Below are 22,919 nucleotides of genomic sequence, written 5' to 3'. Positions count from 1 at the left end.
CTTATTGGAAGCGATCTTGTAGGTAGTTGAACACAGCACGAATACCCAGTGCCTCACCGCCTGCAGGACGACCCGGTAATGCACGTAAGTTCCAGGCCATCACATCAAAGTGAACCCATGGCGTACTTGGTTCAATAAACTCTTTTAAGTAAAGTGCCGCGGTGATCGCACCACCAAATGGAGTGGAAGCACAATTAGCAATATCTGCTACGTCACTTTTTAATAATGCTTTGTATTGATCAAATAACGGCAGTTGCCATACAGGATCATGACAGCTTTCACCTGCATCCATCAGTTTATTAGCCACTTCACGGTTATTTGCGAAAAAGCCAGGTAATTCTGTACCTAGGGCTACACGACAAGCACCAGTTAAGGTTGCAAAGTCAACGATAAGATCGGGGTTATCATTTTGTGCTTCAGCAAGTGCATCACACAGCACTAAACGGCCCTCAGCGTCCGTGTTATCAATTTCTACTGTGATCCCTTTACGAGTTTTGATCACATCACCCGGTCTAAATGCATTTCGAGAAACCGCATTTTCAACCGCAGGTACCAGAACACGTAAGCGAATTGGTAAGTTGGCAGCCATAATTAACTGCGCAAGGCCAATAACATGCGCCGCACCGCCCATGTCTTTTTTCATGTTGCGCATACCTGAGCTTGGTTTCAAATCTAAACCGCCAGAATCAAAACACACGCCTTTACCGACTAAGGTAATTTGCGGTGCATCTTTTGCGCCCCAACGTAGATCAAGTAAGCGAGGTTTATTCTCAGACGCACGACCAACCATATGAATCGTTGGGTAGTTTTGCTCTAATAATTCATCACCCACCCACTCGCTAAACTCACCATCAAAGGTATCAGCTAAATCAGCCATTACTTGTGATAAATGCTGCGGCATCATATCCGCAGCAGGCGTATTCACTAAATCACGCACTAAATTAATTGCACTTGCATACTGAGATAAACGCTTTACTAACGATTCGTCTTTAATGGCAAGGGTAGCGCGTGGCGAAGGTTTTTCTTTATATTCACTAAACTCGTAACCACCTAACACAAAGCCCAGTGTTACTTGCTCTACAAACTTTTCATCACCTTGTATTTGGTAACAACCTGCAGGCAATTTTGTTGATAAGTCACCTGCTAACCAAAAGTCTTGTAAATCATTTACCAGACAATAAACATGCTCAAGTGAGCCGGTTTCATTATTAGCAACTAAGGCCATGCCTTTGTTTTTAAAATCACAATTTGTTAGCCAATTTTGTAAGGCTTGCGGCTGCTCGGTTAACCACGTTGATAGGTCAGCTTTAGCAATAAATGACAGGGGAATTCCCGAAGAAGAATGGCGAATTAATGAACTCATTAAACGACTCGATATAAAGAAAAGGTATTTAAGCATACCAATATCTTGATACAAAAGGTATAGGCAAAATCAGATAAAAAACCTAATCAGTCTTTGTTTTGTTTCTCTTTTTCTTCTTTTGCTACTTGTTGATCCAGCTCTTTAATTGACTTATTTATATTGAATGAACTAGGTAGCACATCGACACCAACCCATTGCCCCAGCTTTACAACCAAAGGAATGGTAATAGGCGCAAAGGGTAAAACTGCAAACACACCTAAACCAAGCCCTTTTAAGATATCTAAAAACTGCTCATTAGCAGTATGTAACTCTTCTTTAGTAGCTTGGCCTTGGGTGTATCGCCTATAAATATGAAGCATTTCTTTTGTTTCTTGCTTTTCTTGGGCAAGTGCGATTTTGAGTGCTACCATAGCGCGCTTAAAACGTAATGTTTGACGCTTTTTGGTAATTTTAGCCACTCGAAATGGGGCTCGATGAATAACTTTATATAATCGCATTTAGTTATTTTCACACAGCATGCGACGTTCACAAAGCATAATTTACTTATATTAGATTTTACTTTATCCTTAATACTCTATTCGTAACTATTTTTCAGTATTAAAAATGAACCAACCTAAACAACAAGCTGAGCCAAAACCCAAAAAACCAGCTTCAGATGAGTGTTGTGGAGGTGGTAGCTGTTGCCCATGTGTATGGGATGAATACCGAGAAAAACTGCAACAATGGCGGTTAAGCAATAATTTGCAACAAGCTTAAAAGACCGTTCCAAATCAAAAACCGTTCAAAAACCATCCAAAAAAGCCTTCTATCTAATTATTTTTGCATAATTTATATATTTTCTTACGCTAAAATTCAATATCGAGAATAAATTATCCTCTTTACTTTCAATAGGATAATCCACAAAAGAACGACAAAAAACAAAGAAACACCCACAAAACAACATAAAATTAACAATTTGCAAAAATTATTTACAGGATGTATAAGAGATTTACACCAAGTTCTAATACTTTATTTGGTGACATAATCATAACTATTCTAACTGGGGAAGTCGGAATGAAATTCAAAAATAATGCGCTACAACAAGCAATTAAATTTGCTTTAGCGACAACAACAGCAGGCCTGTTTGTGTCGGGTTCGGTTGTTGCTGCAGAGCAAGCAGCTGAAGAGACGAAAGTTAACAAAAATGTAGAGAAAATTGCCGTGGTGGGTACTCGTTCAGCACCACGTTCAATCGGTGATTCACCAGTACCCATTGATATCATTGGTGGTGAAGAGCTAGATAAAGGTGGTAACACCGATATGCTTGAGCTTTTAAAAGGCTCCGTTCCTTCTTTTAACGTTCACCAAAACCCAATTAGTGATGCTGCGTCACTTGTTCGCCCAGCTAACTTACGTGGCCTTCCTTCTGACAGTACTTTAGTACTTGTTAATGGTAAACGCCGTCACCGTGCATCTGTTATCGCTTTCTTAGGCGGTGGTATTAATGATGGTGCTCAAGGTGCCGATATCTCTGTTATTCCAAGTATTGCCTTAAAGCAAGTAGAAGTACTTCGTGATGGTGCTGCTGCACAGTATGGTTCTGATGCAATCGCGGGTGTAATGAACTTTGTATTAAAAGATGCCTCTGAAGGCGGCTCATTCGAAATACGTCAAGGTGAATACTACGAAGGCGATGGAGATACAACGCAAATTTCTGGTAACGTGGGTCTACCATTTACCGATAGTGGTTTTGCTAACTTAAGCTTCCAATATAAAACAGCTGATGCGACTAGCCGCTCAGTACAACGCCCTGATGCAGCCGCACTAGATGCCGCAGGTGTGCCTGAAGTATCTTCGTTAGCACAAGTTTGGGGTGCACCAGAAGTTGATGATGATATTACTATCTTTGGTAACATCGGTCTTGAGTTAAGTAATTCATCTGAATTCTACATGTTTGGTAACTACTCTGAGCGTGATGTACGTGGTGGTTTCTACTATCGTAACCCACACACTCGCCCAGGTGTTTACTCAAATGACGGCGGTGAAACACTGCTTGTTGGTGATTTAACTGGCGATATGAGCGGTAACTGTCCTACCGATATCATGATTGATGATAACGTTTTAGATAACCAAAGATACATCGATGAAGTTGCTAACAACCCAGACTGTTTTGCGTTTAACGAAATGCTTCCGGGCGGTTTTACACCTAACTTCGGTGGTAACATCACTGATACTGCATTAACAATTGGTACTAAAGGTGAAATCACATCTGGTTTCCTTGAAGGTGCATACTATGACTTAAGCGGTACAGTTGGTTACAACGAATCGCGTTACTTCATCTATGACACAATCAATGCGTCATTAGGCCCAGAAAGCCCGCGCGATTTCAGCCCAGGTAAATACTCACAGTTAGAGAAAAACTTTAACGCAGATTTATCAAAAGGTTTTGACTTTGGTTTAGCTTACGATGTAAACGTTGCCGGTGGCCTTGAATGGCACGAAGAAACATTCACAGTTGTTTCTGGTGATGTAGCGTCTTTCACAGCTGGCCCACTAACTGAACAAGGTTTTGGTATCGGCTCGAACGGTTTCCCTGGTTTCAAACCATCTGATGCTGGCGAATACACTCGTCGTAACTATGCTGCATACGTTGATGTTGAAGCACCATTCACAGAAGACTTCTCAATGGGCTTAGCGCTACGCTATGAAGACTACGACACGTTTGGTTCAACAACTAACTACAAGATAACGGGTCAATACCACGTAACTGAAGACTTGAACATTCGTGGTTCAATCAGTACTGGTTTCCGTGCACCAACTGTTGGTCAAGCAAACGTAAGTAACGTTCAAACTAACCTAAGCAGCGGTGTACTTGTTGACTCGGCACTTTTACCACCAACAAACCCAATTGCAGTGCAATTAGGTGGTACAGAGCTACAACCTGAAGAGTCTCAAAGCTACACGTTTGGTGCAGTATGGACACTTGGCGACTTATTCTTCACAGTTGACTACTACAACATCCAAGTAGATGACCGTATCAGTCAATCAGATAAAATTGAATTAAGTCAAGCAGATAAAGACACACTTGAAGCAGCAGGCGTGCCAAACGTACAAAACTTAGCGCAAGTAAGCTTCTTCACCAATGACTTTGATACAACAACGCAAGGTATTGATGCAGTAGCTAACTACTCAACTGATTTGTTAGGCGGTAGCTCAACATTCAGCTTAGCGTACAACTGGAACGACACTGAAGTAACTAAGTCAACAGACATTACTGGTGAATTTAAAGTAAGCCGTTTAGAAAATGACTTACCAAACCACCGTGCAACACTTAGCTGGGCACAACAATGGGAGAGCTTCTCTGCATTTACACGTGTTAACTACTATGGCGAATACCAAGGTGTTCACGTAGATTACGATGCAACAGCGAAAACAGCTGATGCTGCAGTAACCATTGATGCAGAAGTGACTTACTTCCTAACTGAAGAGCTTAGCTTCTCTGTTGGTGCTACAAACTTATTCGACCAAGAAGCAGAGAAACTTGATTTCTTCGATAGTACTGGCATCCCTAACAATAACTGGGGTGGTAAATACTACGAAACGTCGCCATATGGTATCAACGGCGGCTTCTATTACGTGAAAGCTACCTATACTTTCTAAATTTCTAGGTTGAGCAATCAACCTAGAAAGTCGATACCCCGGATTTTTTCTGGATATTTATAGTTAACCAAGGCGAAAGACATTTCGCCTTTTTCGTTTTATAGTAAATAAAAATAACAAATAACCCGCCATTCCTATGCTGTTAGAAAAAGCGAATCAACTACTGAATGAAAACAAGCTTAAAGAGGCCGAATTTCATTTTAAAACCCTTCTCGATTCAGATCCTGAAAATGGCGAAGCGTTATTTGGATTGGGCCGCATTGCACTGCGTTTAGAACGTTATGATGCCGCTGTTTACCTTTTACAAAGAGCCTGTGAACGACTACCGCACATGCTTGAACCACTCCATGCCCTTGCCGATGCTTTTAATGGCGTGCATTCACCGCAAGATGCCTTAACTGTACTCGAATATGCTAAATCAATTGCCAGCCATAACCCTGAGCCACATTACTACCTTGCCCAGCATTATTTAACTTATGGTGAGTTAGACAAAGCGTACAGTATTTTAAAGCATGCACTCGGTATGGGAAATTACCCAGTGACGGCGTACATTTTATTTGAACTAGTACAGTTTGGGCGCTTTAACAACGAACAAAATTACATAAATGAGCTACACCAGTTTTTAACTTTAACCAATAATCTGCGTTTAAAAATGGTGTGTTATTATGCCCTTGGTAAAAGCTATGATCAGTTAAATGATACAGAACAAGCTTTTAACTACTTCAGCCTAGCTAATAAGCTACAAACAAAACTCACGCAGTTTAAAACCCTTGACTTAGTGCCTTTTTATCAGCGCATCATAGAGCAAAATACAGCTGAGCTAATTGATGCCAGAGACAAAACATTTACAGGCACAATTACCCCCATTTTTATAATTGGCATGCCAAGAAGTGGCTCAACGCTGGTAGAGCAAATGCTGGCAAGCCACAATGACTTTGCCAGCCTTGGCGAAGATGCCAGTATCAGTAATCAGGTTGTTGCATACCTTGAACAACAAACGCAACTCCCCTACCCAGATTGCCTAGCAGAGCTAAACCAAGGGCTAATTAACAATGCCCGCAATATTTATATTGAACGAATAAAACAAGCGCCAGTTGTGCGCCCTTTTATGATCAACAAGCTACCTGCTAACTATCAGTCACTTGGATTGATTTACTTACTCTTTCCTAACGCCAAGTTTATTAATATGCAGCGCGAATATGATGCAATTGCGTGGTCGGTGTTTAGCAACTATTTTGCTGAAAACGAACCTTATTTTTGTTCACTCCCAGAGTTTAAACAGTACTTTGATTTGTATCAGCAGTTAATGGAGCATTGGCAAAACGTGATGCCAGAAGCGGTTTTTGATTTAAGCTATGAAGCACTTATCAGTGACAGCGAACAAACACTAACAGCCCTGTGTAAGTTCTTAAACATCGAGTACAACACACAGTTTTTAGATTTTTATAAGTCAAAAAAACCGGTGGCAACACTCAGCAAAACGGCTGTAAGACAGCCGTTAACTGATAAAGCATTAGAAAAATACAAACGCTACGAGAGCGCAATGGACACGCTTATGCGTGAGTCTCAAACCAGTTCAACAAGTCAACAAACTGATCAAAACGCGCCTGTGGGTGAGTGAGCATATTAATGTGATCATAATCGACCTTATGGCCAAACTTACGGCCATAAATGGTCATCCTTTGCTTGCCGATGCCCGACTCTTCCATAAATTTTTCAATATCAATCGGCTGGCATAGAGCTTTATCTTTAACACCCGCCACATGCATAATGGGCGGCAGTGCCTTATCAGCTAATGCGTTGGCGTAATCAAAGCCATCGTCAGTATCGACCCAAGGTTTACGCTTAGCCCACTGCATACTTTGATAATGTGACTTACGGGTTTCATCATCACTGCCCCATTTCAGTTTTTTAGCCGGCACAAAACCATGCTTACGGGCAACTAATGGCGCCAAACCATACCAAATTAAATTACCTTGAATATACTTGCTTGGATGATGGTTATACAAAGACCGTTTAGAACCAAAATAGCCGCAGGCTTTCACATCATCAATCAACTCGGGAAAACGGGCAAACACACTGTTCATTAGCACCCCGCCCCATGAGTGTGCCACCCAATAACGAGCAGGCTCACCTTCAAGCTGTTTAATTTTATCTAAAAATGCGGGGATATCTTCTAAAATAGCCTCGGTTTGGCCATACTTTGCATGCTTTGAAATCGCAGGTTTACTCTCACCACGACCACGCAAATCAGCCACATAGCAAACATAGCCATGCTCAGCTAAAAATGGCGCTAAACCTTTATTGCTGTGGGTGTAAAAGATTTTGCCATTTTCAACGGCACCATGCATAAAAAACACCGCTGGGCCTTTCGCATCAGTCTTACTGATACGGCGTAAATGTAAGGTTTGGCTTTCGGCGAGTTTAATAAACACCGATTCTTGTTTAATCGTCACGTTTGACCTTTTTATTTTTATAGACTCATCGTACCAGTGTTAAGTTACGCCAGTCTATTCAGCAAAGCAAGAGTGATTTTGGCGATTGCCATTCAAAATGAGAATCTCAGGCACAATGAGATTTTGATTAAATAGTAACACCAATGCAGAGCCATTATTTATCGATGTTAGAAATTCTAGTTACAGAAGCATCTGGCTAAATTTTGATAATTTCTATGTAACGGAATTAAAATATACGGAGGAGACAGCCTTTTGCCATTCGTGGTCTTAAGTTTATCATTAAGTGTGAACAGACGTTGAGCATGATAAATATCTGGACAAAAGCGTGTTGGTGTATTTATTTAGTAACGCTTTGCTAAGCGGCAATAAAATATCTGGCTCAAATGAGGTCGGGGTAGCGCAAGCCAAACGTTTTGAGTCCTTTGAAGTCTCTTCTTATAGCGCGTTTTCACAAAAGCATGATAGGCAAAGACCTGATTTACTATCAATCAGCCTTTCTTCACAACACTCTTCTTCACACATTTTGCTTAAAAGAGTTCCATTGTAATTGCAAATGCAGCATTCATACGAGCCCTCGGATTCGGTTAATTGATATGTCTTTGCACAATCATGAATAAACTCGTGATCCCAGAAATCCATTTGCGAAACGACTTGGTAGCAACTTGGGCAATGAAGTGATCTTTTCGTTTTATTGTAGTTAAAGTAAAGCTTAACTTTTGCTGGTGTTAATACTTCCATAACAGTTCTAAATTCGTTTAGTAATGCGTTTAAGGTATATGATTCAGTATTATCTTCTTCAAACATTTGGACTGAATTTACAGGAGTTTTGTCGAGATACTGCTTTCTAGATTCAAACCAACTACCTGTATCAGAAAAATAATGATAAGCAAATAATATAAATTCAATAACTTCCACAGGCTTTACAGTTAACGATTTGTCTACCGTATGCATGACCTTATTTCTAATAACTCGAAGTTTTTCATACCACTGTACAAATTGATCAGTAAATCTTGTTCCACAGACGGTATCATGTACTTTTAGCAAGTCTTGTGCATCAAGAGTTCTAAACAGTGAAAACTCAACATCCTTTTTACTACAACCTTTTGGCCAAGATTGAGGGCTACCAGAAATTAGCAAATAAGGAGAAACATTAGCAATTCTGCCTTTTATATAGAATTCCACAGCCTGTTGCACGAGAGCTGTAGCACTAATTAGTGTTTGTTTGGCTGATCCCCAATATCTCTCACTCTCAACTGAATGTTTTGAATCATCAATTAGGTCGACTATTTTTTCAAACTCACTAATGAGTTCGACAACTGAATCCCAAGAGGAATTTAAATAATCCGTAGCTGCATTGAAAAAATCGTCTTTTGTTGGAAAATCAATAATCAACGCACACTCCTTTTCTCCATTGCGCTATAACGCTTTAAACAGCGGAAAACGCGAGCGTAGAGAGTGGTTTTCCGGTGATTTAACTTGTTAGTTTTCAACTGCCGCTACCAATTTACCGTCAATTGAAAGACTGCCATCGCGAATTAAGACATCTCCAAGCCACACTGAACCGTAAAATTTATTGTCCAAATAAAGTTCTTTACTGTACCGACCAACAATTTCCAATTTATGCTGACTCGATTGTGTGCCAAATATTACGGTATGCCGTAAAGGTGAAGGTGACGTTTTGCCTTCAGTCGAAATAGGCATAAGTTCCTCACTATAGGGTTCTATAATTTTGATGGTTAGCCCTGGGTGATTGACATTATATTCCACCCAATCACCAACTCGCTTACCTGTATCTGCGCCAGTAAATCCAATCAAGTTAGCACAACCTGATACAAAAAATACAACACCTAACATGCTCAATTTGAAAAACGTACTAATAGAATCCTCTAAAAAACTAACAATTTCATAGTGCGCGCGTCGCGCACCTTTCCACCAATGTCACGCTCATGTATTTAATAAATCTATTAGTAACAAATAACTTAAGGCATCGGCAACTCGTATTTTTAATTAGTCCTAAAGGTATTCAGAAAAAGAAAATGCGCTCGTCGCTAATTATCTTGAATATAAGAACGAAATAACTATGCTGTGTATTTTTACAGCAACCGATATTGGTATCACACAAAACATCTCATCTGAGTTTAATTAATCTTGTCATGTGGTGACTTACACAGTTCATGATGCCTGAGGCGGTTACCAAACAACGAAGTGAGTCTATCTGTACCACCTGTTTTTTCATAAAACTCTTGTACTGTGATTTCTTTTTGCTCGTAGTTCAATAACTGCCAAAAACCGTAAAAGCCTCTAAACCAAAAATAATAGAACACAGCTCCTACGCCTAATAAAAGATATACCGTTTTACCTGCTTTTTGTTTGTATTTTATGGCGCAATAAAAAAACCAGATACAACTTAGTACAGCAACAATGGAAAACCCTAAAAAAGGTGTCAATACAGAGTCGGCATTATCCCAAAGTGAGCTAAGACAGGTTGAATGCCAATTTAACTGCATAGAAAAAATTAACGTAATTTTAAAAAGGAAGTACAATAAAACGGTTGTAAATACAGCATATAAGATTCCACTTTCCTTGCTTTGTTCTTTTTTCAATTCTTTCCCTTTAAGTTATAAAAAGCCTTGCATGATTATTTTACTGTTGAGTGGTTAGGTTGCTGTTTAAACCAAGTATGATAATTTCAGGTGAAGTATATGTTTTACTAATCTCGATTAGTCTTTACACTCAAAACCTTTAGAGTCGACTTTGGCAATGTTGTCTTTATTGCCACACTCTTTAATTGCCATCTCTGTGTGATTGTGCTCATTGTATTGTTTAGCAATTGCGCCAAGGCTTAGCACAATTACAACAGCTATCACTATTTTTTTAATTTTAGACATAAACATTCCTTTGAAAATAAACTATTTAAATACAAACAGTTGCGCTTGCTATTTTTGATAAAACTTAATCAATAAGCGCCATCGAATTTAAATTGAAGTTATAAATAGAGAATGACTCACCTTCTTCTTTTAACGTGACGGTTATTTGTGCGTCTCCATTCGTGTATGAAGCTGGAATTAAATAAGTAACATAAGTACCAGAACCACCTCCGGTAACAGCTTTAGAGCTAACATTTATAAATTCAAATTCACCTAGTTCTTTTAATTCGCCCAACTTTGAGAATGCACGCATGATTTTAGAAATATCTTCATCTGTGGCATTTTCAATTGATGATGGGGTCATATAGTTTTTGAGAATTTGAGGGTCCCATTTAGAGATATCTGTAATTGCTGAATTTAGGTAAGGAATAGCAGTTTCTTTGTAAGCAGAGGATTTATTCGCAGTCCAAATTGCTAAAAGTACAAATAAGCTAACTAACACTAAAAATGTTATACCAATTCCTTTAAGTATCTTTTTGACCATGATTTTTATTATTTTTCCTTGATTGAATCACTTACGAATTTATCAGCTTTAGGTGTTTTATGGTAGTACCCAATGTGACCCAATTTGAGTAGAAATTTTTAAACACTAATTTTAGTAGCTTGTATCATGGCCAATATACCCGATCTTTCGCTCTTAACCTCAAGTAGCCCATACTTTAAGCAAAGCAACCTATCAGTTATCAAATAATTTTGCTTACCATGTTTAATAGACTAAATAAAAATAGCCAGAACCACTGGCTATTTTTATAAACACCGCCTATTCGCAGTAGTTATCTACGAAAGTTAAATCATTAATGTGCTCTGGTGCATCCATAACGTAACTAGAGTCAGCCGTTTGAGGATTAACACTGTAAATCTTCGCATTTTCGCCTGCTTTTCTTCCTGAAACATACAATGTTCCATCATCAGCAATCGCTAATCCTGATGCCCAATTAATGCCGTGTTCACCAATTAAGGTTAACTCCATCGAACCATCATCAATGGTATAGAGTGATTGACCTGTTAATACGTAAAGTACATTATTATCAGCAGAATATGCTACATCACCATGTGAGAAAGAATCTCCCGAATAGCGCATCTTGCCTAGTACTGTTTTTTCTCCAGTTTGCAAGTTGTAGTCATACATATAAGTTTTACTTGTCGCACGTAAAGATTGTCCGTCTGCCGTGACTGCTGAACGATAAATTGGCCAAGATGTAGCATCAGCCTCAGCAACTTGAGCGCCCGTTTCTAAATCTAACGACCAAAGTTTTGACGCTTTCGTGCCCGACTCAAGTTGTTCCATAAAATAAAGTTTGCCATCATAACTTGCAATGTTTGAAGCCGTATTTTGCGCTCCTGCGACCACACTGTAAGTATTTGTCTCTAGGTCAAATTTATAAACATAACCCGTTTCAGAAGAACCAAAATTGTTAATACCAAATATACCAGAATGACAAGCCTGCTTTTGAGTGACAACAACGTTATCAATAAAACCGCCTAGACTATCACTCGCACCTGCGCCGCTAAAACGAATTTCTGAAGAGTTTGAATCTGCTTCTACAGATAATGTAAATGATTGCCAGCCTCTTTGCGTCGCATTTACGTTTAGTACTGTTGTTCCATTCCACTTCACATCAACTTTATTTGTATCATTGTTACCATTAATACGAGGCGAGTAGTAAAATGAAACTTCATAAGTTTTTCCAGCCTCAGTTGCGACTGTTTGAAAGATGCTGTAATTGGAAGTAGAGTCTAGCTCGACATATTGATTACCTTGCTGAGCAGTAATAAGACCTAGACGCGATGTTTGAATTTCAAATCTTGCACCTTCACTTTGCCATCCGTTAACTTCATCTAACAATGTCCATGTTGAATTTACGACATCCAGTTCAAATGAGCCGTTTACAATTAAATTGTCTGCAATTGCAATTTGCGAAGCAAAAAGCGAAGACATTGCTAAAATAGATAACTTCATATAATAATTCCCCAGATTAGTTGTATTCACTGCATTGTGAAAAAACAAACCACCTCAATCATTAAACTACTTATGAGTAGAAAAAGTTAATTGATAAAAAACTAACTTCTCTCTGCAATTGAGCGCTTTGAAATGGACTGTACATAAGAGAAGGCACAAATGATGCCAAAATTTAAAATTTATTTGATACAATCAGCCTTTGATATGGCTAACAGATAGGTTTTCCTTAATGCATCCGCGAAATCGCCACTTAAATGGCTACGACTTTACTTTGCTATGCAAAGATACTCCTGCCCTAACACCTTATATAACGCAAACGCCAGCGGGCACTGATAGCATTGATTTCACCAATCCGTTAGCGGTTAAAACCCTCAACCAAGCGTTATTAAAAAGCCATTATAAAATCGATTTTTGGGATTTACCCGACAACTACCTTTGCCCGCCAGTTCCTGGCAGAGTGGATTACATTCATCATTTGGCTGATTTATTAGCAAGCGATAACCAAGGTCGTATTCCTACGGGTAAGCAAGTAAAAGTGCTTGATGTAGGCACGGGTGCAAATGTGATCTACCCGCTTACGGGTAATCACGAATATGGCTGGCACTTCACAGGCTCAGATATTGATGTATTGTCTGTTAAAATTGCTAAGCAAATTGTGCAATTTAACCGCCTCAAAATAAATGTTAAGCAGCAAAGTAACGCCAATAAAATGTTTACGGGCGTAATATCGAATAAAGATGTCTTTCACCTAACTTTATGCAACCCACCGTTTCATGCCAGCGAGCAACAGGCAAATGCAGGTACTGAACGTAAATGGAAAAACTTAAACAAAACACCACAAAAAGCGCTTAATTTTGGTGGCCGCCAAAATGAGCTTTGGTGTGAAGGCGGTGAACGAGAATTTATCAGTAAAATGTGTATTGAGAGCCAAGAGTTTGCAGAGCAATGTATTTGGTTTACATCACTTGTTTCAAAGTCTGACACTTTACCGCATATAAAAAAGTTACTCAGCACACTTGATGTGAAAGAAGTAAAAGTTATAAAAATGGCACAAGGCCAAAAAAATAGTCGTTTTATTGCTTGGAGCTATTTTGACCAAGCCGACCGCGAAGCCATTCTTAACGAACTAGTATAAGGATAATAAGATGATCGACTTTCGTTCAGACACAGTTACAAAACCAACAGCAGCCATGCGCGCGGTCATGAATGACGCACCAGTAGGCGACGACGTTTATGGTGACGACCCAAGCGTTAATCAGCTTGAACAATTTGCTGTTGAGCGTCATGGCTTCGAAAGCGCCCTTTATTGTAGCTCAGGCACGCAAGCAAACTTACTAGCATTGATGGCACATTGTGAACGTGGCGACGAATACATTTGTGGTCAACAAGCGCATAACTACAAATTTGAGGGTGGCGGTGCCGCTGTATTAGGTTCTATTCAGCCGCAACCAATTGAAAATAATGCCGATGGCAGCATAGATTTAAACAAAGTTGTGGCTGCAATTAAAGCTGATGACTTTCACTTTGCTAAAACCAAACTACTTAGCTTAGAAAACACCATTGGTGGCAAAGTTCTCCCGCTAAGTTATCTTAAACAAGCCAGAGAGTGTGTTGATAAACATAACCTTGCTCTGCACTTAGACGGTGCCCGCGTGTATAACGCGGCGGTTAAGTTAGGTGTTGATATTACTGAGATCACCCAGTATTTTGATTCTGTATCTATTTGCTTATCAAAAGGACTCGGTGCGCCGGTTGGCTCCCTATTACTAGGTAGCAAAGTACTGATTGATAAAGCGCGCCGCTGGCGTAAAGTACTTGGTGGTGGTATGCGCCAAGCGGGTATGCTTGCAGCCGCTGGTCAGTATGCACTTGAGCATCACGTAACAAGACTTGATGAAGATCACGATAACGCGGCGTATTTAGCAGAGCAATTAAACACGTTAGCTGCTTTTGATACATCACCTTTTCAAATCGATACCAACATTGTTTACGCAAACGTTGCCGAACATATCGACTTAAAAGCAGTGGCACATGCGCTAAAAGAACAAAATATGTTATTTTCGCCAGGAAAACCACTGCGATTAGTGACCCATTTAGGCGTCACTAAGCAAGATATTGATAACTTTATCTCAGCATTAGCGGCCGAGATTTAACGCTTCTTTATAATGTTTGCGGCACACTGATACATACCGGTCATTGCCGCCAATTTCTACCTGATTACCGTCTGCAATCGCATTGCCATGCTCATCGGTACGCAGTACATGATTAGCTTTACGACCACAATGACACACTGTTTTCAACTCAATTAGTTTGTCAGCCCATGCAAGTAAGTATTGTGAGCCACTAAATAACTCACCTCTAAAATCGTTACGTAAGCCATAACACAGCACTGGAATACCAAGCTCATCAACCACATCCGTTAATTGCATTACTTGGTCTTTTGATAAAAACTGACACTCATCAACTAAAATACAATGGCGCTTTTGCTCTGCATTTAAAGATTTGATCAATTCAAATACATCTTTCTCTGCATCAAAAATATGCGCATCAGCCTGTAAGCCAATACGTGAAGACACCTTGCCAACACCTGCTCTATCATCAATAGCCGCTGTTAAAATAACCGGTTCCATACCACGTTCGCGGTAGTTAAATGCAGATTGTAAAAGTGTGGTAGATTTGCCTGCATTCATTGCAGAATAATAAAAGTACAGCTGTGCCATGATGTTGCCCAAATTTTAAAGTCGCAATATGCTACCCTAATCGAACGTCAACATCATCCTTTACCTTATTCTTTTGTCCCATAATGGGTGTTTTGTACTGAGCTCGTATTTTGCAACATTCTTGCATAAATCCCTGCCAATTGTTTATTGGCGAGCTGCTCCCAAACTAGGTTTGCATCTAGTTTATGCTTATAGAAAAACTCATTTGAAAAAGCCAAATATGCTATTGAGGTATTGATCGGTGGGAACAGTGGAGCAAGTTTAAATTGGTAGTACTGACTAAGATCGACTTTATTCTTAGAAATCTCACAAATCACAAGTGCTGCATCAGCATTTCCCTGAGCAACTCGTTCAATCGCAGTTTGTAGCGTAAATGTGTGCTCAATAAAAAACGCATCTTCACTTGCAGCATCACCAACAAAATGGCCATTAGCAACAGCTAACGAGAATGCTTTTGATTGAAATACCTCACGTGAATTCCACTTTGAATGAAAACGTCGTTTACCGATTAAACATTGGCTCAAAGATGCGAATGAATATTTATCGAGAGGTTTGCCCTGTTTATTAACAGGGAAAACAGCATAGTCACTTTTAAGCGCGTTAAAACCAGAAATAAATGCATCAACAGTGCCGTGCTTTATTGATGATATACATTCTTGCCAAGGCATTTGTTGGTATTGAAATTGAACTTCATCTATTGCGAGATCTAATTCATTTAGAGTATTAATTTGTGCTTGGCTATTAATAATGGGGATTTCGTTTTTAGCATCGATAAACATCGGCGCTTTATTATGATCCGCCACACAAATTTTAATTAGTAAGGGAGACGCCTCTTTCGCATAACAAGTAAAAGTAAAAAACAACCCTGTACACAAAAATACTCTAGTAAAAAACAACATCACTGTCATAATAAGTTACTAATTTAGTTAAGCTTTAAATAGTGTAGAAGGCAATTTAACTTTTTACAAAATTCCTTCGTGTTTCAGTAACCACTCTTTTCTTTCAAGGCCACCCGCATAGCCTGTGAGTTTACCGTTTGCGCCAATAATCCGATGGCACGGTACAATAATGCTAATCGGGTTTTTACCATTTGCAGCGCCCACTGCACGCACCGCTTTTGGGTTATTAATGGCAAGTGCTATCTCTTGGTAACTTTTAGTTTGTCCAAATTCAACATCCATCAGTGCATGCCATACTTTCCTTTGAAAGTGGGTACCTTGGGTATCGAGTGGAACAGTAAAACGCCTACGCTCACCATTAAAGTACTCATTAAGCTCACTTATACATATTAAAATAGGTGTAAGGGTGTGCTCATCAACAGCCTCTGTTTGCATCGTAACCACTGGGTAGAAGCCAACGTAACTGACACCTTTTGCTGTACTTTGAATGGTAATATCGCCAATGGGGCTTGGCATTATAACTTGTTGCATACTCATAATTGTTGCCATAGTTGAAAAGTTAAATATGAACGAAATGGTGCACAGTGCTCACTGTTAAATTCGCTTATTCCAGCGAGGGCTTTTTTAACCCCTAAGTCGCCCGCTAGTAAAATGTCGGGGTGGCTTTGACCGCGTAACTTGGCGTAATTAACTGTCCACGGACCAATGCCTTTGAGCTCAAGCCAATTATCAAGCTCTTGATTCTCTGGGTTTTGCTGACAATAAGCACTTAAACGCCTTAGCGCATCTTTGCGTGATTGTGGCATTTTAAAAAAATCGAGTTCAGAATTGGCAACCCAATCAGGGCTTGGAAAATAGTGGTTAGTACTTTGCTGATTAAATTCATTCACAAGCTGAGTTACGAGATTGTGAGCCGCAGTAACACTCACTTGCTGACCAAGAACCGCACGTATGCCCGCTTCATAGTCTGACCAAATTCCCGGCAAACGCAACCCAACACAAAGCGGCATTGCGCCTTTAAGCTCTGCATCTAAATGCTGTTCAATAGTTTGCGTGTCGGCGTCTAAATCAAGCACACGACGAATGTTATGGATCACTTGCTGTAAATAACGGGTGTTATCGATATCAATCGCCACTTTAAAATGGTTTTTATGCTCAACAAAATGCGCAGTGAATTGCCCTTGGCAATATTTGTCTTTAAAAGTACGACCATAGCTCGTTGCACTCAGCCATTCTAGGCCACTAATTAAACGGCGCTGCAAAAAATCATGCAGTGCTTGCCAGTTATAAGGCGGCCTAAATGCCAGTGTTAAGGTTAGCGTGGCGCTTGGTTTTTTATCTGACTTGCGTAACTTTGAAGGAGCGATATTTAACTGCTTCAAAAAAGCATCATTAAAACGACGAATACTATTAAAGCCAGAAGCAAATGCGATATCTGCCACCGATAAATCTGTTTCTTGTAATAACTGCTTTGCAAAATTGCATTGGTTAAATAATCGATATTGGGTGATCGAGAGTCCAAAGTGTTGGTTAAACAAACGGCGTAAATAACGGCTCGACACCCCTAGCCTGTCTGCTAAAACCTCACAATCGTAGGCCTCACCTTTATCAATCAGTTGTTTTGCGCGTAATGCGGTGGTTTTAGTACCTAGCCAAGCTGGGCTATTCGGTGCACTATCTGGGCGACAGCGAATGCAGGGTCGAAAACCATCCTGCGCAGCCAAGTGCGCGTATTGGTAATATTCAACGTTCTTTTCTTGTGCTGTTGGTGCGGGGCAAATGGGTCTGCAATAAATGCCAGTACTTTTTACCGCCACAAAAAACACCCCATCAAAGCGTGGGTCGCGGCTTTGCCTTGCTGTTTGCCATTGTTGGCTAGTCATAATTATTCTCGTTACACGCTAATACCGTTAGCTTAACTGAATATTATTTTTTGACTAGCCAGTTTCGGACCTTAACTAATTAAACAGCTATTTAATTGCAGCTAAATATCGGCGCTCAACTTCCGGCCAATTGATCACTTCGTAAAATGCCGCAATATATTCAGGGCGACGATTTTGATACTTCAAGTAATATGCATGCTCCCACACATCTAGCCCTAAAATAGGTATGTGATTTTGCATAAGTGGACTATCTTGATTGAGGCTACTTTCAACAATCAATTGGTTATTTTCATCAACACATAACCACGCCCAGCCACTGCCAAAGCGACTTACCGCTGCATTCGTAAATTGCTCTTTAAATGCGTCAAAGCTGCCAAATGTATCAACAATTGCTGTATTTAATTCACCACTTGGCTGACCACCGCCGTTTGGTGTCATTATTTGCCAAAATAATGAATGATTATGGTGACCACCCACATGCTCTTGTACTGCTTTTTGTAAAGACTCAGGCATTGATGAAATAGTGCGTAGTAATGTTTCAGCATCTTGCTCAGAGTAATGGCTGCCCTCGAGTGCAGCATTCGCTTTATTGATATAGGTTTGATGATGCAAGGTGTGATGTATTTCCATGGTTTTCGCATCAATGTGCGGTTCAAGTGCATCATAGTCATAAGCTAAATCGGGTAATGTAAAAGGCATACTGATTCCTTATCGTTAATGTAATAACTGCGTTTTATGGGGATGGTCAGCTAATAGCTGGTTGATTCGGTTAATGAGTGTCGGAAATGCCGATGCCATGCTCGCAAATTTAACCAGCTCATAATAGGTTTTGTGATGATGGTGCAGCACCAAGATGCGAACCTGCTGCTCTGGGTGATTTAACAGCGCGCTTAATCGTTGATGAGCATGGCAAAGCCAGGTGCAGGCTTTATCTGGTTTTTGCATGACTTTAAATGTGTCGGCAAGATTCAAAGTGGCAACAACAAATGCTGCAATACAATGCTCTAACGAGCGAGTTACCGAATGGTTGATTGGAAAATTAGAAAACTGTGCGAGTAGTGTTTCAGCGCAGCTGCTGGCAACCGTGTAATGATCACGCGCAGTAATAAGCTCGCCAGATTCAAATGCTAAGTTGCCTTGATAAATTGCACTTTGCCAAGGGGCAAGCGCGTCATCAATGGCGTTCGAGGTTAACGGTGTGTGGCGTGTTGTTTGAGTCATAAAAATCACCTGCACTTATACCAATCATTCTATGTGTATTTAAACTACACACAGAAAAGATCAAATGCAAATGATTTTTATTTATATTGTTATTTGTTAATTTTAAGCTATAACAACATTACTTATTGATGCGCAAAGTCGATAAGCTCTTGGCCTGTTAGGCGGTAAATAATCCATTCGTTTTGCGGTTTAGCACCAATGCTGTCGTAAAAATCAATGGCTGGTTTATTCCAATCAAGTACCACCCACTCAAAACGACCACAGTCTTTTTCGAGTGCTTGCTTAGCTAGATATTGCATAATTTGCTTACCAGCACCTTTACCACGGCTATCTGCACTGACGTAAAGATCTTCTAAATACAAACCATTTTTACCAAGCCAGGTTGAGTAATTATAAAAATACACAGCAAAACCAATTGGTGTGTCGCCCTCTAAACAAATAACACTGTGAGCTGTAGCACCTTCACTGAATAACGTTTTTAAAATAGCTTGCTCGTCTGTTTTAACTGCGTCAGGTTCTTTTTCGTAGATAGCAAGTTCGGTAATAAAATGTAGGATTGTTGCAGCATCACTTGCGACTGCCGGACGAATTGTAATTGCGTTACTCACTCTGTATTCCTTTTTTACATCATTATTGTAACGCCCAGTTTATAAGGGCTTTAGCATGGTGTAAACGCCCTTTACAGAAATACACGGCATTAAAAAGGGGCTACTAAAAGTTAGCCCCATATGCTTTATTTACTCATCGACTTATACAGTACCGGAAGTACAAATAAAGTTAAAAAGGTAGCACTAACCAAGCCGCCAACAATAACCGTGGCAAGGGGCTTTTGTATTTCAGCCCCTATGCCTGTGCTAAGGAGCATTGGAATTAGCCCAAGCATTGAAGTAAGCGCAGTCATAAGTACGGGTCTTAGCCGTGAAACTGCGCCTTCAAATACTGCTTTGTCTTTGCTATCTCCCGCACTAATCCTTTGATTAATGCTTTCGACCATCACCACACCATTCAATACCGCAACACCAAATAGTGTAATAAACCCTACTGAACTAGGTACAGATAAGTATTGCCCAGAGACATACAATGCAATCACTCCCCCAATCACAGCCAAAGGAACATTGACAAGGATAAGCACCACTTGCGATAGGTTACTAAAAGCAAAATACAGCAATAACGCAATGAGTAATAAGGCTACTGGCACTACTATCATCAGCCGCTGCTGTGCCCGTTGCTGGTTTTCGAACTGCCCACCAATGGCTACACTGTAACCACTTGGTAGCTGTATTTTATCGGCTATGGCAGCGCGTATATCGGCAACTACAGAGCCCATATCTCGCCCCTGCACATTCGTTTGAATAACCACCCGCCTTTGAACATCATCGCGACGAACTTGTGGAGCGCCAGACTCTATTTGTACATCGGCTACATCACCCACCCTTACAATGGCACCCGTGGGGGTTTGCAGTCGAAGATCAGCAATCACATTCGGGTTTTGCCGAAAGCTTTTTGCTATACGCACATAAATATCATAGCGCTCATTGGCATTGATGATTTGCCCTGCAGATTGCCCGCCAATACCGTGCTGAACCACATCCATCAAATCAGTCACCGATAAACCAAAGCGCGATAATGCTAAACGGTTAGGTTTAACTATCAGCTGTGCTTCACCGCCTATTTGCTCCATAGCAACATCTTTAGCACCAGGTATTTGCTGAACTAGCTGCTCAATTTGTTGGCCTTTTTCAGTTAAAACGCCTAGGTCACTGCCGAATAATTTAATGGCCAATTGCGCTTTAACACCGGATAAAAGCTCATCGACTCGGGTTGCTATGGGCTGCGAAAAGTTAAACAAAAGCCCTGGGAACTGCTCAAGCTTGGCTTCCATTAGTTGCTGTAATTCGACCCGCGTTTTCGCGTTTACCCATTGCTCATGAGGTTTTAAGCCTAAATAGATTTCAATGTTATTGACTGGTTCAGGATCGCCCCCTACTTCTGCCCGACCGATCCGGCTCAGCGCATATTCCACCTCACTAAATTCAAGCAACATGGCTTCAAGCTTAGGCGCCACTGAGATTGCCGTATCGAGACTTGCTGATGGAGCAAGTGTCACACGTAGGTTAATAGTGCCTTCTTCAAGCTCTGGCACAAATTCAGTACCCAGCCTAGGTATCATAACAGCCGCTATAATGAGTAATAACCCTGCTATCGCTAAAACGCTGCGTTTAGCCTGCAATGCTTTTTGTAAAGCCCGTTGATAAAGCATATCGATAGGTTTTAACAGAATACTTTGCTTTACTGTCACGCCCTTAGCAAATAAGTACACACACAGAGCTGGCACCACAACCAAGGCAACGATCACAGCACTAATAATCGCAAGCATAATACTTACAGCCATTGGCTGAAATAACTTCGCCTCAACGCCTTCAAAGCTAAACAGCGGTAAAAATACCGTTAGTATGATCAAAGAGGCAAAAAAGATAGGCCGTGCGACTTCTTTTGCAGCAATAGCCACCAGCTGCGAAGAAGGCTTATGTTGATTATGTTTAAGCCCTAAGTGCCTAAATACATTCTCAACCATCACAACAGAGCCATCTACCAGCATACCGATTGCAACAGCAATCCCACCTAACGACATTAAGTTTGCCGACAAGCCAAGCCATGCCATTACACTCAGTGCTAAGCCTATCGAGATAGGGATCGACAACAACACCAAAAATGTTGCCCTTAAATCCAACAAAAATAGCGCTAATACAATGATAATAAATACAAAAGCTAAAAGCAGTGCGTCAATAACCGTTTGTACCGCTTGGCTTATAAGCTCTGCTTGGTCGTAAATGGCTTTAAATTCAACCCCTTTTGGCAGCGCTTGATTTATCATCTCGATACGCGCGTTAATGCCATCAATCGTTTGCTTGGTATTAGCGCCCATTCGCTTGAGCACGATACCAGTCACCACTTCACCACGATTGACTATTTCGCCTTGTTCATTGCGTTTAGATAAGGTGACAGCGCCTTGGCGGATTTCACTGCCAAGCTCAACATTCGCAACATTAGCCACTTGAACAACCGTCCCATCAATGGTTTTGATAGGTGTTTGTGCAATCTCAGCAAGCCCTTTTTCGCCTGGGGTAAACCAACCAGTACCACGAATAACAAGCTGCTCTTGACCACGGTTCATATACCAGCCACCCACATTACTGTTGTTAGCATCTAGTGCGTTACTAACATCTTGCTGTGTTAAGTCATAAGCAAGGAGCTTATTGGGGTTTATGTTCACTTGATACTGCTTTACCTCACCGCCAAATGACAGAATATCGGTCACACCATCAATAGGTAATATAAGTAATTTAACCACCCAATCATTCAAACTACGCAATGCCATGCTATCTATGTTGGCATCTGGCTTTGCTTCAAGTAAATACTGATAGACTTGTCCAAGCCCTGATGTATTAGGGCCCATGGTTGGCATACCCACACCATCTGGGATCAACTCTTTAGCAGACTGCAAACGTTCAAAAACCAGTTGCCTAGCAAAGTAAATATCGACGCCTTCTTTAAACACCACAGTGACGCCCGATAACCCTGTTTTAGAAATAGAGCGTACCTGCTCTACATCGGGCAGCGCATACATAACCGCTTCTATCGGGTATGTGATCAGCTGCTCAACTTCTTCAGCCGCAAGCCCTGGCGCTTCGGTATTCACTGCAACTTGCACATTCGTCACATCAGGAAAGGCGTCTAAATTAAGTTTTGGGATCATAAATGCACTCACTGCAATCGCTGCAAGCAAGGCCAATACAACCAGTAAACGGTTCTTTATCACCGCCTCTATTAATAAATTAAACATATATCAC

Annotated in this window: 22 protein-coding genes; 5 read left to right on the top strand and 17 right to left on the bottom strand. The window is 40.5% G+C overall.

From position 1 onward, the window contains the following. Position 1 precedes the first annotated feature (1 nt). Positions 2–1,363 carry a leucyl aminopeptidase family protein gene (locus IRQ78_RS00670; protein WP_138599850.1) on the bottom strand — a complete coding sequence of 454 codons (1,362 nt, stop codon included), beginning with the start codon at positions 1,361–1,363 and terminating at the stop codon, positions 2–4. Positions 1,364–1,449: 86 nt separating this feature from the next. Then, entirely contained in the window at positions 1,450–1,860 is a 411-nt protein-coding gene (locus IRQ78_RS00665) for a hypothetical protein (RefSeq protein WP_054552118.1), read from the bottom strand. A 106-nt stretch (positions 1,861–1,966) separates the two neighbouring features. Here IRQ78_RS00665 and IRQ78_RS00660 point away from each other — a divergent pair, with 106 nt between their 5' ends. The 3 genes from IRQ78_RS00660 (at position 1,967) to IRQ78_RS00650 (ending at position 6,623) form a co-directional block, all read left to right on the top strand. After that, a complete protein-coding gene (locus IRQ78_RS00660) occupies positions 1,967–2,119 on the top strand; it encodes an oxidoreductase-like domain-containing protein (RefSeq protein ID WP_082389209.1) in 153 nt (50 codons plus the stop codon). A 297-nt stretch (positions 2,120–2,416) separates the two neighbouring features. Beyond that, a complete protein-coding gene (locus IRQ78_RS00655; RefSeq protein WP_194441076.1) occupies positions 2,417–5,002 on the top strand; it encodes a TonB-dependent receptor plug domain-containing protein in 2,586 nt (861 codons plus the stop codon). Positions 5,003–5,138: 136 nt separating this feature from the next. Beyond that, positions 5,139–6,623, top strand: a complete 1,485-nt coding sequence (locus IRQ78_RS00650; protein ID WP_194441075.1) for a tetratricopeptide repeat-containing sulfotransferase family protein — start codon at positions 5,139–5,141, stop codon at positions 6,621–6,623. Here IRQ78_RS00650 and IRQ78_RS00645 read toward each other — a convergent pair. The 7 genes from IRQ78_RS00645 to IRQ78_RS00615 all read right to left on the bottom strand — a co-directional run bounded on the left by IRQ78_RS00645 (position 6,556) and on the right by IRQ78_RS00615 (position 12,345). Beyond that, positions 6,556–7,458 carry an alpha/beta fold hydrolase gene (locus IRQ78_RS00645; protein ID WP_187490871.1) on the bottom strand — a complete coding sequence of 301 codons (903 nt, stop codon included), beginning with the start codon at positions 7,456–7,458 and terminating at the stop codon, positions 6,556–6,558. The genes IRQ78_RS00650 and IRQ78_RS00645 overlap by 68 nt on opposite strands. Before the next feature lie 435 nt (positions 7,459–7,893). Continuing rightward, complete coding sequence (locus IRQ78_RS00640; RefSeq protein ID WP_194441074.1) at positions 7,894–8,850, bottom strand: hypothetical protein; 957 nt, start codon at positions 8,848–8,850, stop codon at positions 7,894–7,896. 87 nt (positions 8,851–8,937) lie between these two features. Further along, positions 8,938–9,312: a hypothetical protein gene (locus IRQ78_RS00635; RefSeq protein ID WP_194441073.1), complete on the bottom strand. Its 375-nt coding sequence runs from the start codon at positions 9,310–9,312 to the stop codon at positions 8,938–8,940. 284 nt (positions 9,313–9,596) lie between these two features. Then, positions 9,597–10,061 carry a hypothetical protein gene (locus tag IRQ78_RS00630; RefSeq protein ID WP_194441072.1) on the bottom strand — a complete coding sequence of 155 codons (465 nt, stop codon included), beginning with the start codon at positions 10,059–10,061 and terminating at the stop codon, positions 9,597–9,599. A 117-nt stretch (positions 10,062–10,178) separates the two neighbouring features. Continuing rightward, positions 10,179–10,346: a hypothetical protein gene (locus IRQ78_RS00625; protein ID WP_165385119.1), complete on the bottom strand. Its 168-nt coding sequence runs from the start codon at positions 10,344–10,346 to the stop codon at positions 10,179–10,181. A gap of 64 nt (positions 10,347–10,410) precedes the next feature. After that, on the bottom strand, positions 10,411–10,869 hold the full coding sequence (locus IRQ78_RS00620) for a hypothetical protein (RefSeq protein ID WP_194441071.1): 459 nt from the start codon (positions 10,867–10,869) through the stop codon (positions 10,411–10,413). 276 nt (positions 10,870–11,145) lie between these two features. Then, positions 11,146–12,345, bottom strand: coding sequence for a DUF642 domain-containing protein (locus tag IRQ78_RS00615; RefSeq protein ID WP_194441070.1), 1,200 nt, complete (start codon positions 12,343–12,345; stop codon positions 11,146–11,148). Between the two features lie 229 nt (positions 12,346–12,574). Between IRQ78_RS00615 and rlmF the strand changes: the two genes are divergently transcribed. Then, a complete protein-coding gene (gene rlmF, locus IRQ78_RS00610; RefSeq protein ID WP_194441069.1) occupies positions 12,575–13,480 on the top strand; it encodes a 23S rRNA (adenine(1618)-N(6))-methyltransferase RlmF in 906 nt (301 codons plus the stop codon). Between the two features lie 10 nt (positions 13,481–13,490). After that, positions 13,491–14,498, top strand: coding sequence for a low-specificity L-threonine aldolase (gene ltaE / locus IRQ78_RS00605; RefSeq protein ID WP_194441068.1), 1,008 nt, complete (start codon positions 13,491–13,493; stop codon positions 14,496–14,498). Here the strand turns inward: ltaE and IRQ78_RS00600 are convergent. The 8 genes from IRQ78_RS00600 to IRQ78_RS00565 all read right to left on the bottom strand — a co-directional run bounded on the left by IRQ78_RS00600 (position 14,481) and on the right by IRQ78_RS00565 (position 22,912). Further along, positions 14,481–15,065, bottom strand: a complete 585-nt coding sequence (locus tag IRQ78_RS00600) for a thymidine kinase (RefSeq protein WP_054552107.1) — start codon at positions 15,063–15,065, stop codon at positions 14,481–14,483. The two genes, ltaE and IRQ78_RS00600, sit on opposite strands and share 18 nt — an antisense overlap. A 65-nt stretch (positions 15,066–15,130) precedes the next feature. Next, positions 15,131–15,868, bottom strand: coding sequence for a hypothetical protein (locus IRQ78_RS00595; RefSeq protein WP_194441067.1), 738 nt, complete (start codon positions 15,866–15,868; stop codon positions 15,131–15,133). A gap of 159 nt (positions 15,869–16,027) precedes the next feature. Then, the gene (locus IRQ78_RS00590) at positions 16,028–16,495 is read right to left on the bottom strand and encodes a methylated-DNA--[protein]-cysteine S-methyltransferase (RefSeq protein WP_138599979.1); all 468 of its coding nucleotides are present in this window, start codon (positions 16,493–16,495) and stop codon (positions 16,028–16,030) included. 2 nt (positions 16,496–16,497) lie between these two features. Continuing rightward, positions 16,498–17,847 (bottom strand): DNA-3-methyladenine glycosylase 2 family protein, encoded by a 1,350-nt coding sequence (locus tag IRQ78_RS00585; RefSeq protein ID WP_194441066.1) that lies wholly within the window; start codon positions 17,845–17,847, stop codon positions 16,498–16,500. An 87-nt stretch (positions 17,848–17,934) separates the two neighbouring features. Further along, positions 17,935–18,546 carry a superoxide dismutase gene (locus IRQ78_RS00580; RefSeq protein WP_138599956.1) on the bottom strand — a complete coding sequence of 204 codons (612 nt, stop codon included), beginning with the start codon at positions 18,544–18,546 and terminating at the stop codon, positions 17,935–17,937. 15 nt (positions 18,547–18,561) lie between these two features. Further along, positions 18,562–19,068 carry a hypothetical protein gene (locus tag IRQ78_RS00575; RefSeq protein ID WP_138599957.1) on the bottom strand — a complete coding sequence of 169 codons (507 nt, stop codon included), beginning with the start codon at positions 19,066–19,068 and terminating at the stop codon, positions 18,562–18,564. A gap of 122 nt (positions 19,069–19,190) precedes the next feature. Next, positions 19,191–19,676: a GNAT family N-acetyltransferase gene (locus tag IRQ78_RS00570; RefSeq protein WP_054552102.1), complete on the bottom strand. Its 486-nt coding sequence runs from the start codon at positions 19,674–19,676 to the stop codon at positions 19,191–19,193. Between the two features lie 125 nt (positions 19,677–19,801). Continuing rightward, positions 19,802–22,912: an efflux RND transporter permease subunit gene (locus IRQ78_RS00565; protein ID WP_194441065.1), complete on the bottom strand. Its 3,111-nt coding sequence runs from the start codon at positions 22,910–22,912 to the stop codon at positions 19,802–19,804. Between the last annotated feature and the right edge of the window lie 7 nt (positions 22,913–22,919).

It is taken from the genome of Pseudoalteromonas simplex (genome assembly GCF_015278155.1).
Classification (GTDB): domain Bacteria; phylum Pseudomonadota; class Gammaproteobacteria; order Enterobacterales; family Alteromonadaceae; genus Pseudoalteromonas; species Pseudoalteromonas simplex.
This window is presented reverse-complemented; position numbering and strand designations above follow the sequence as displayed.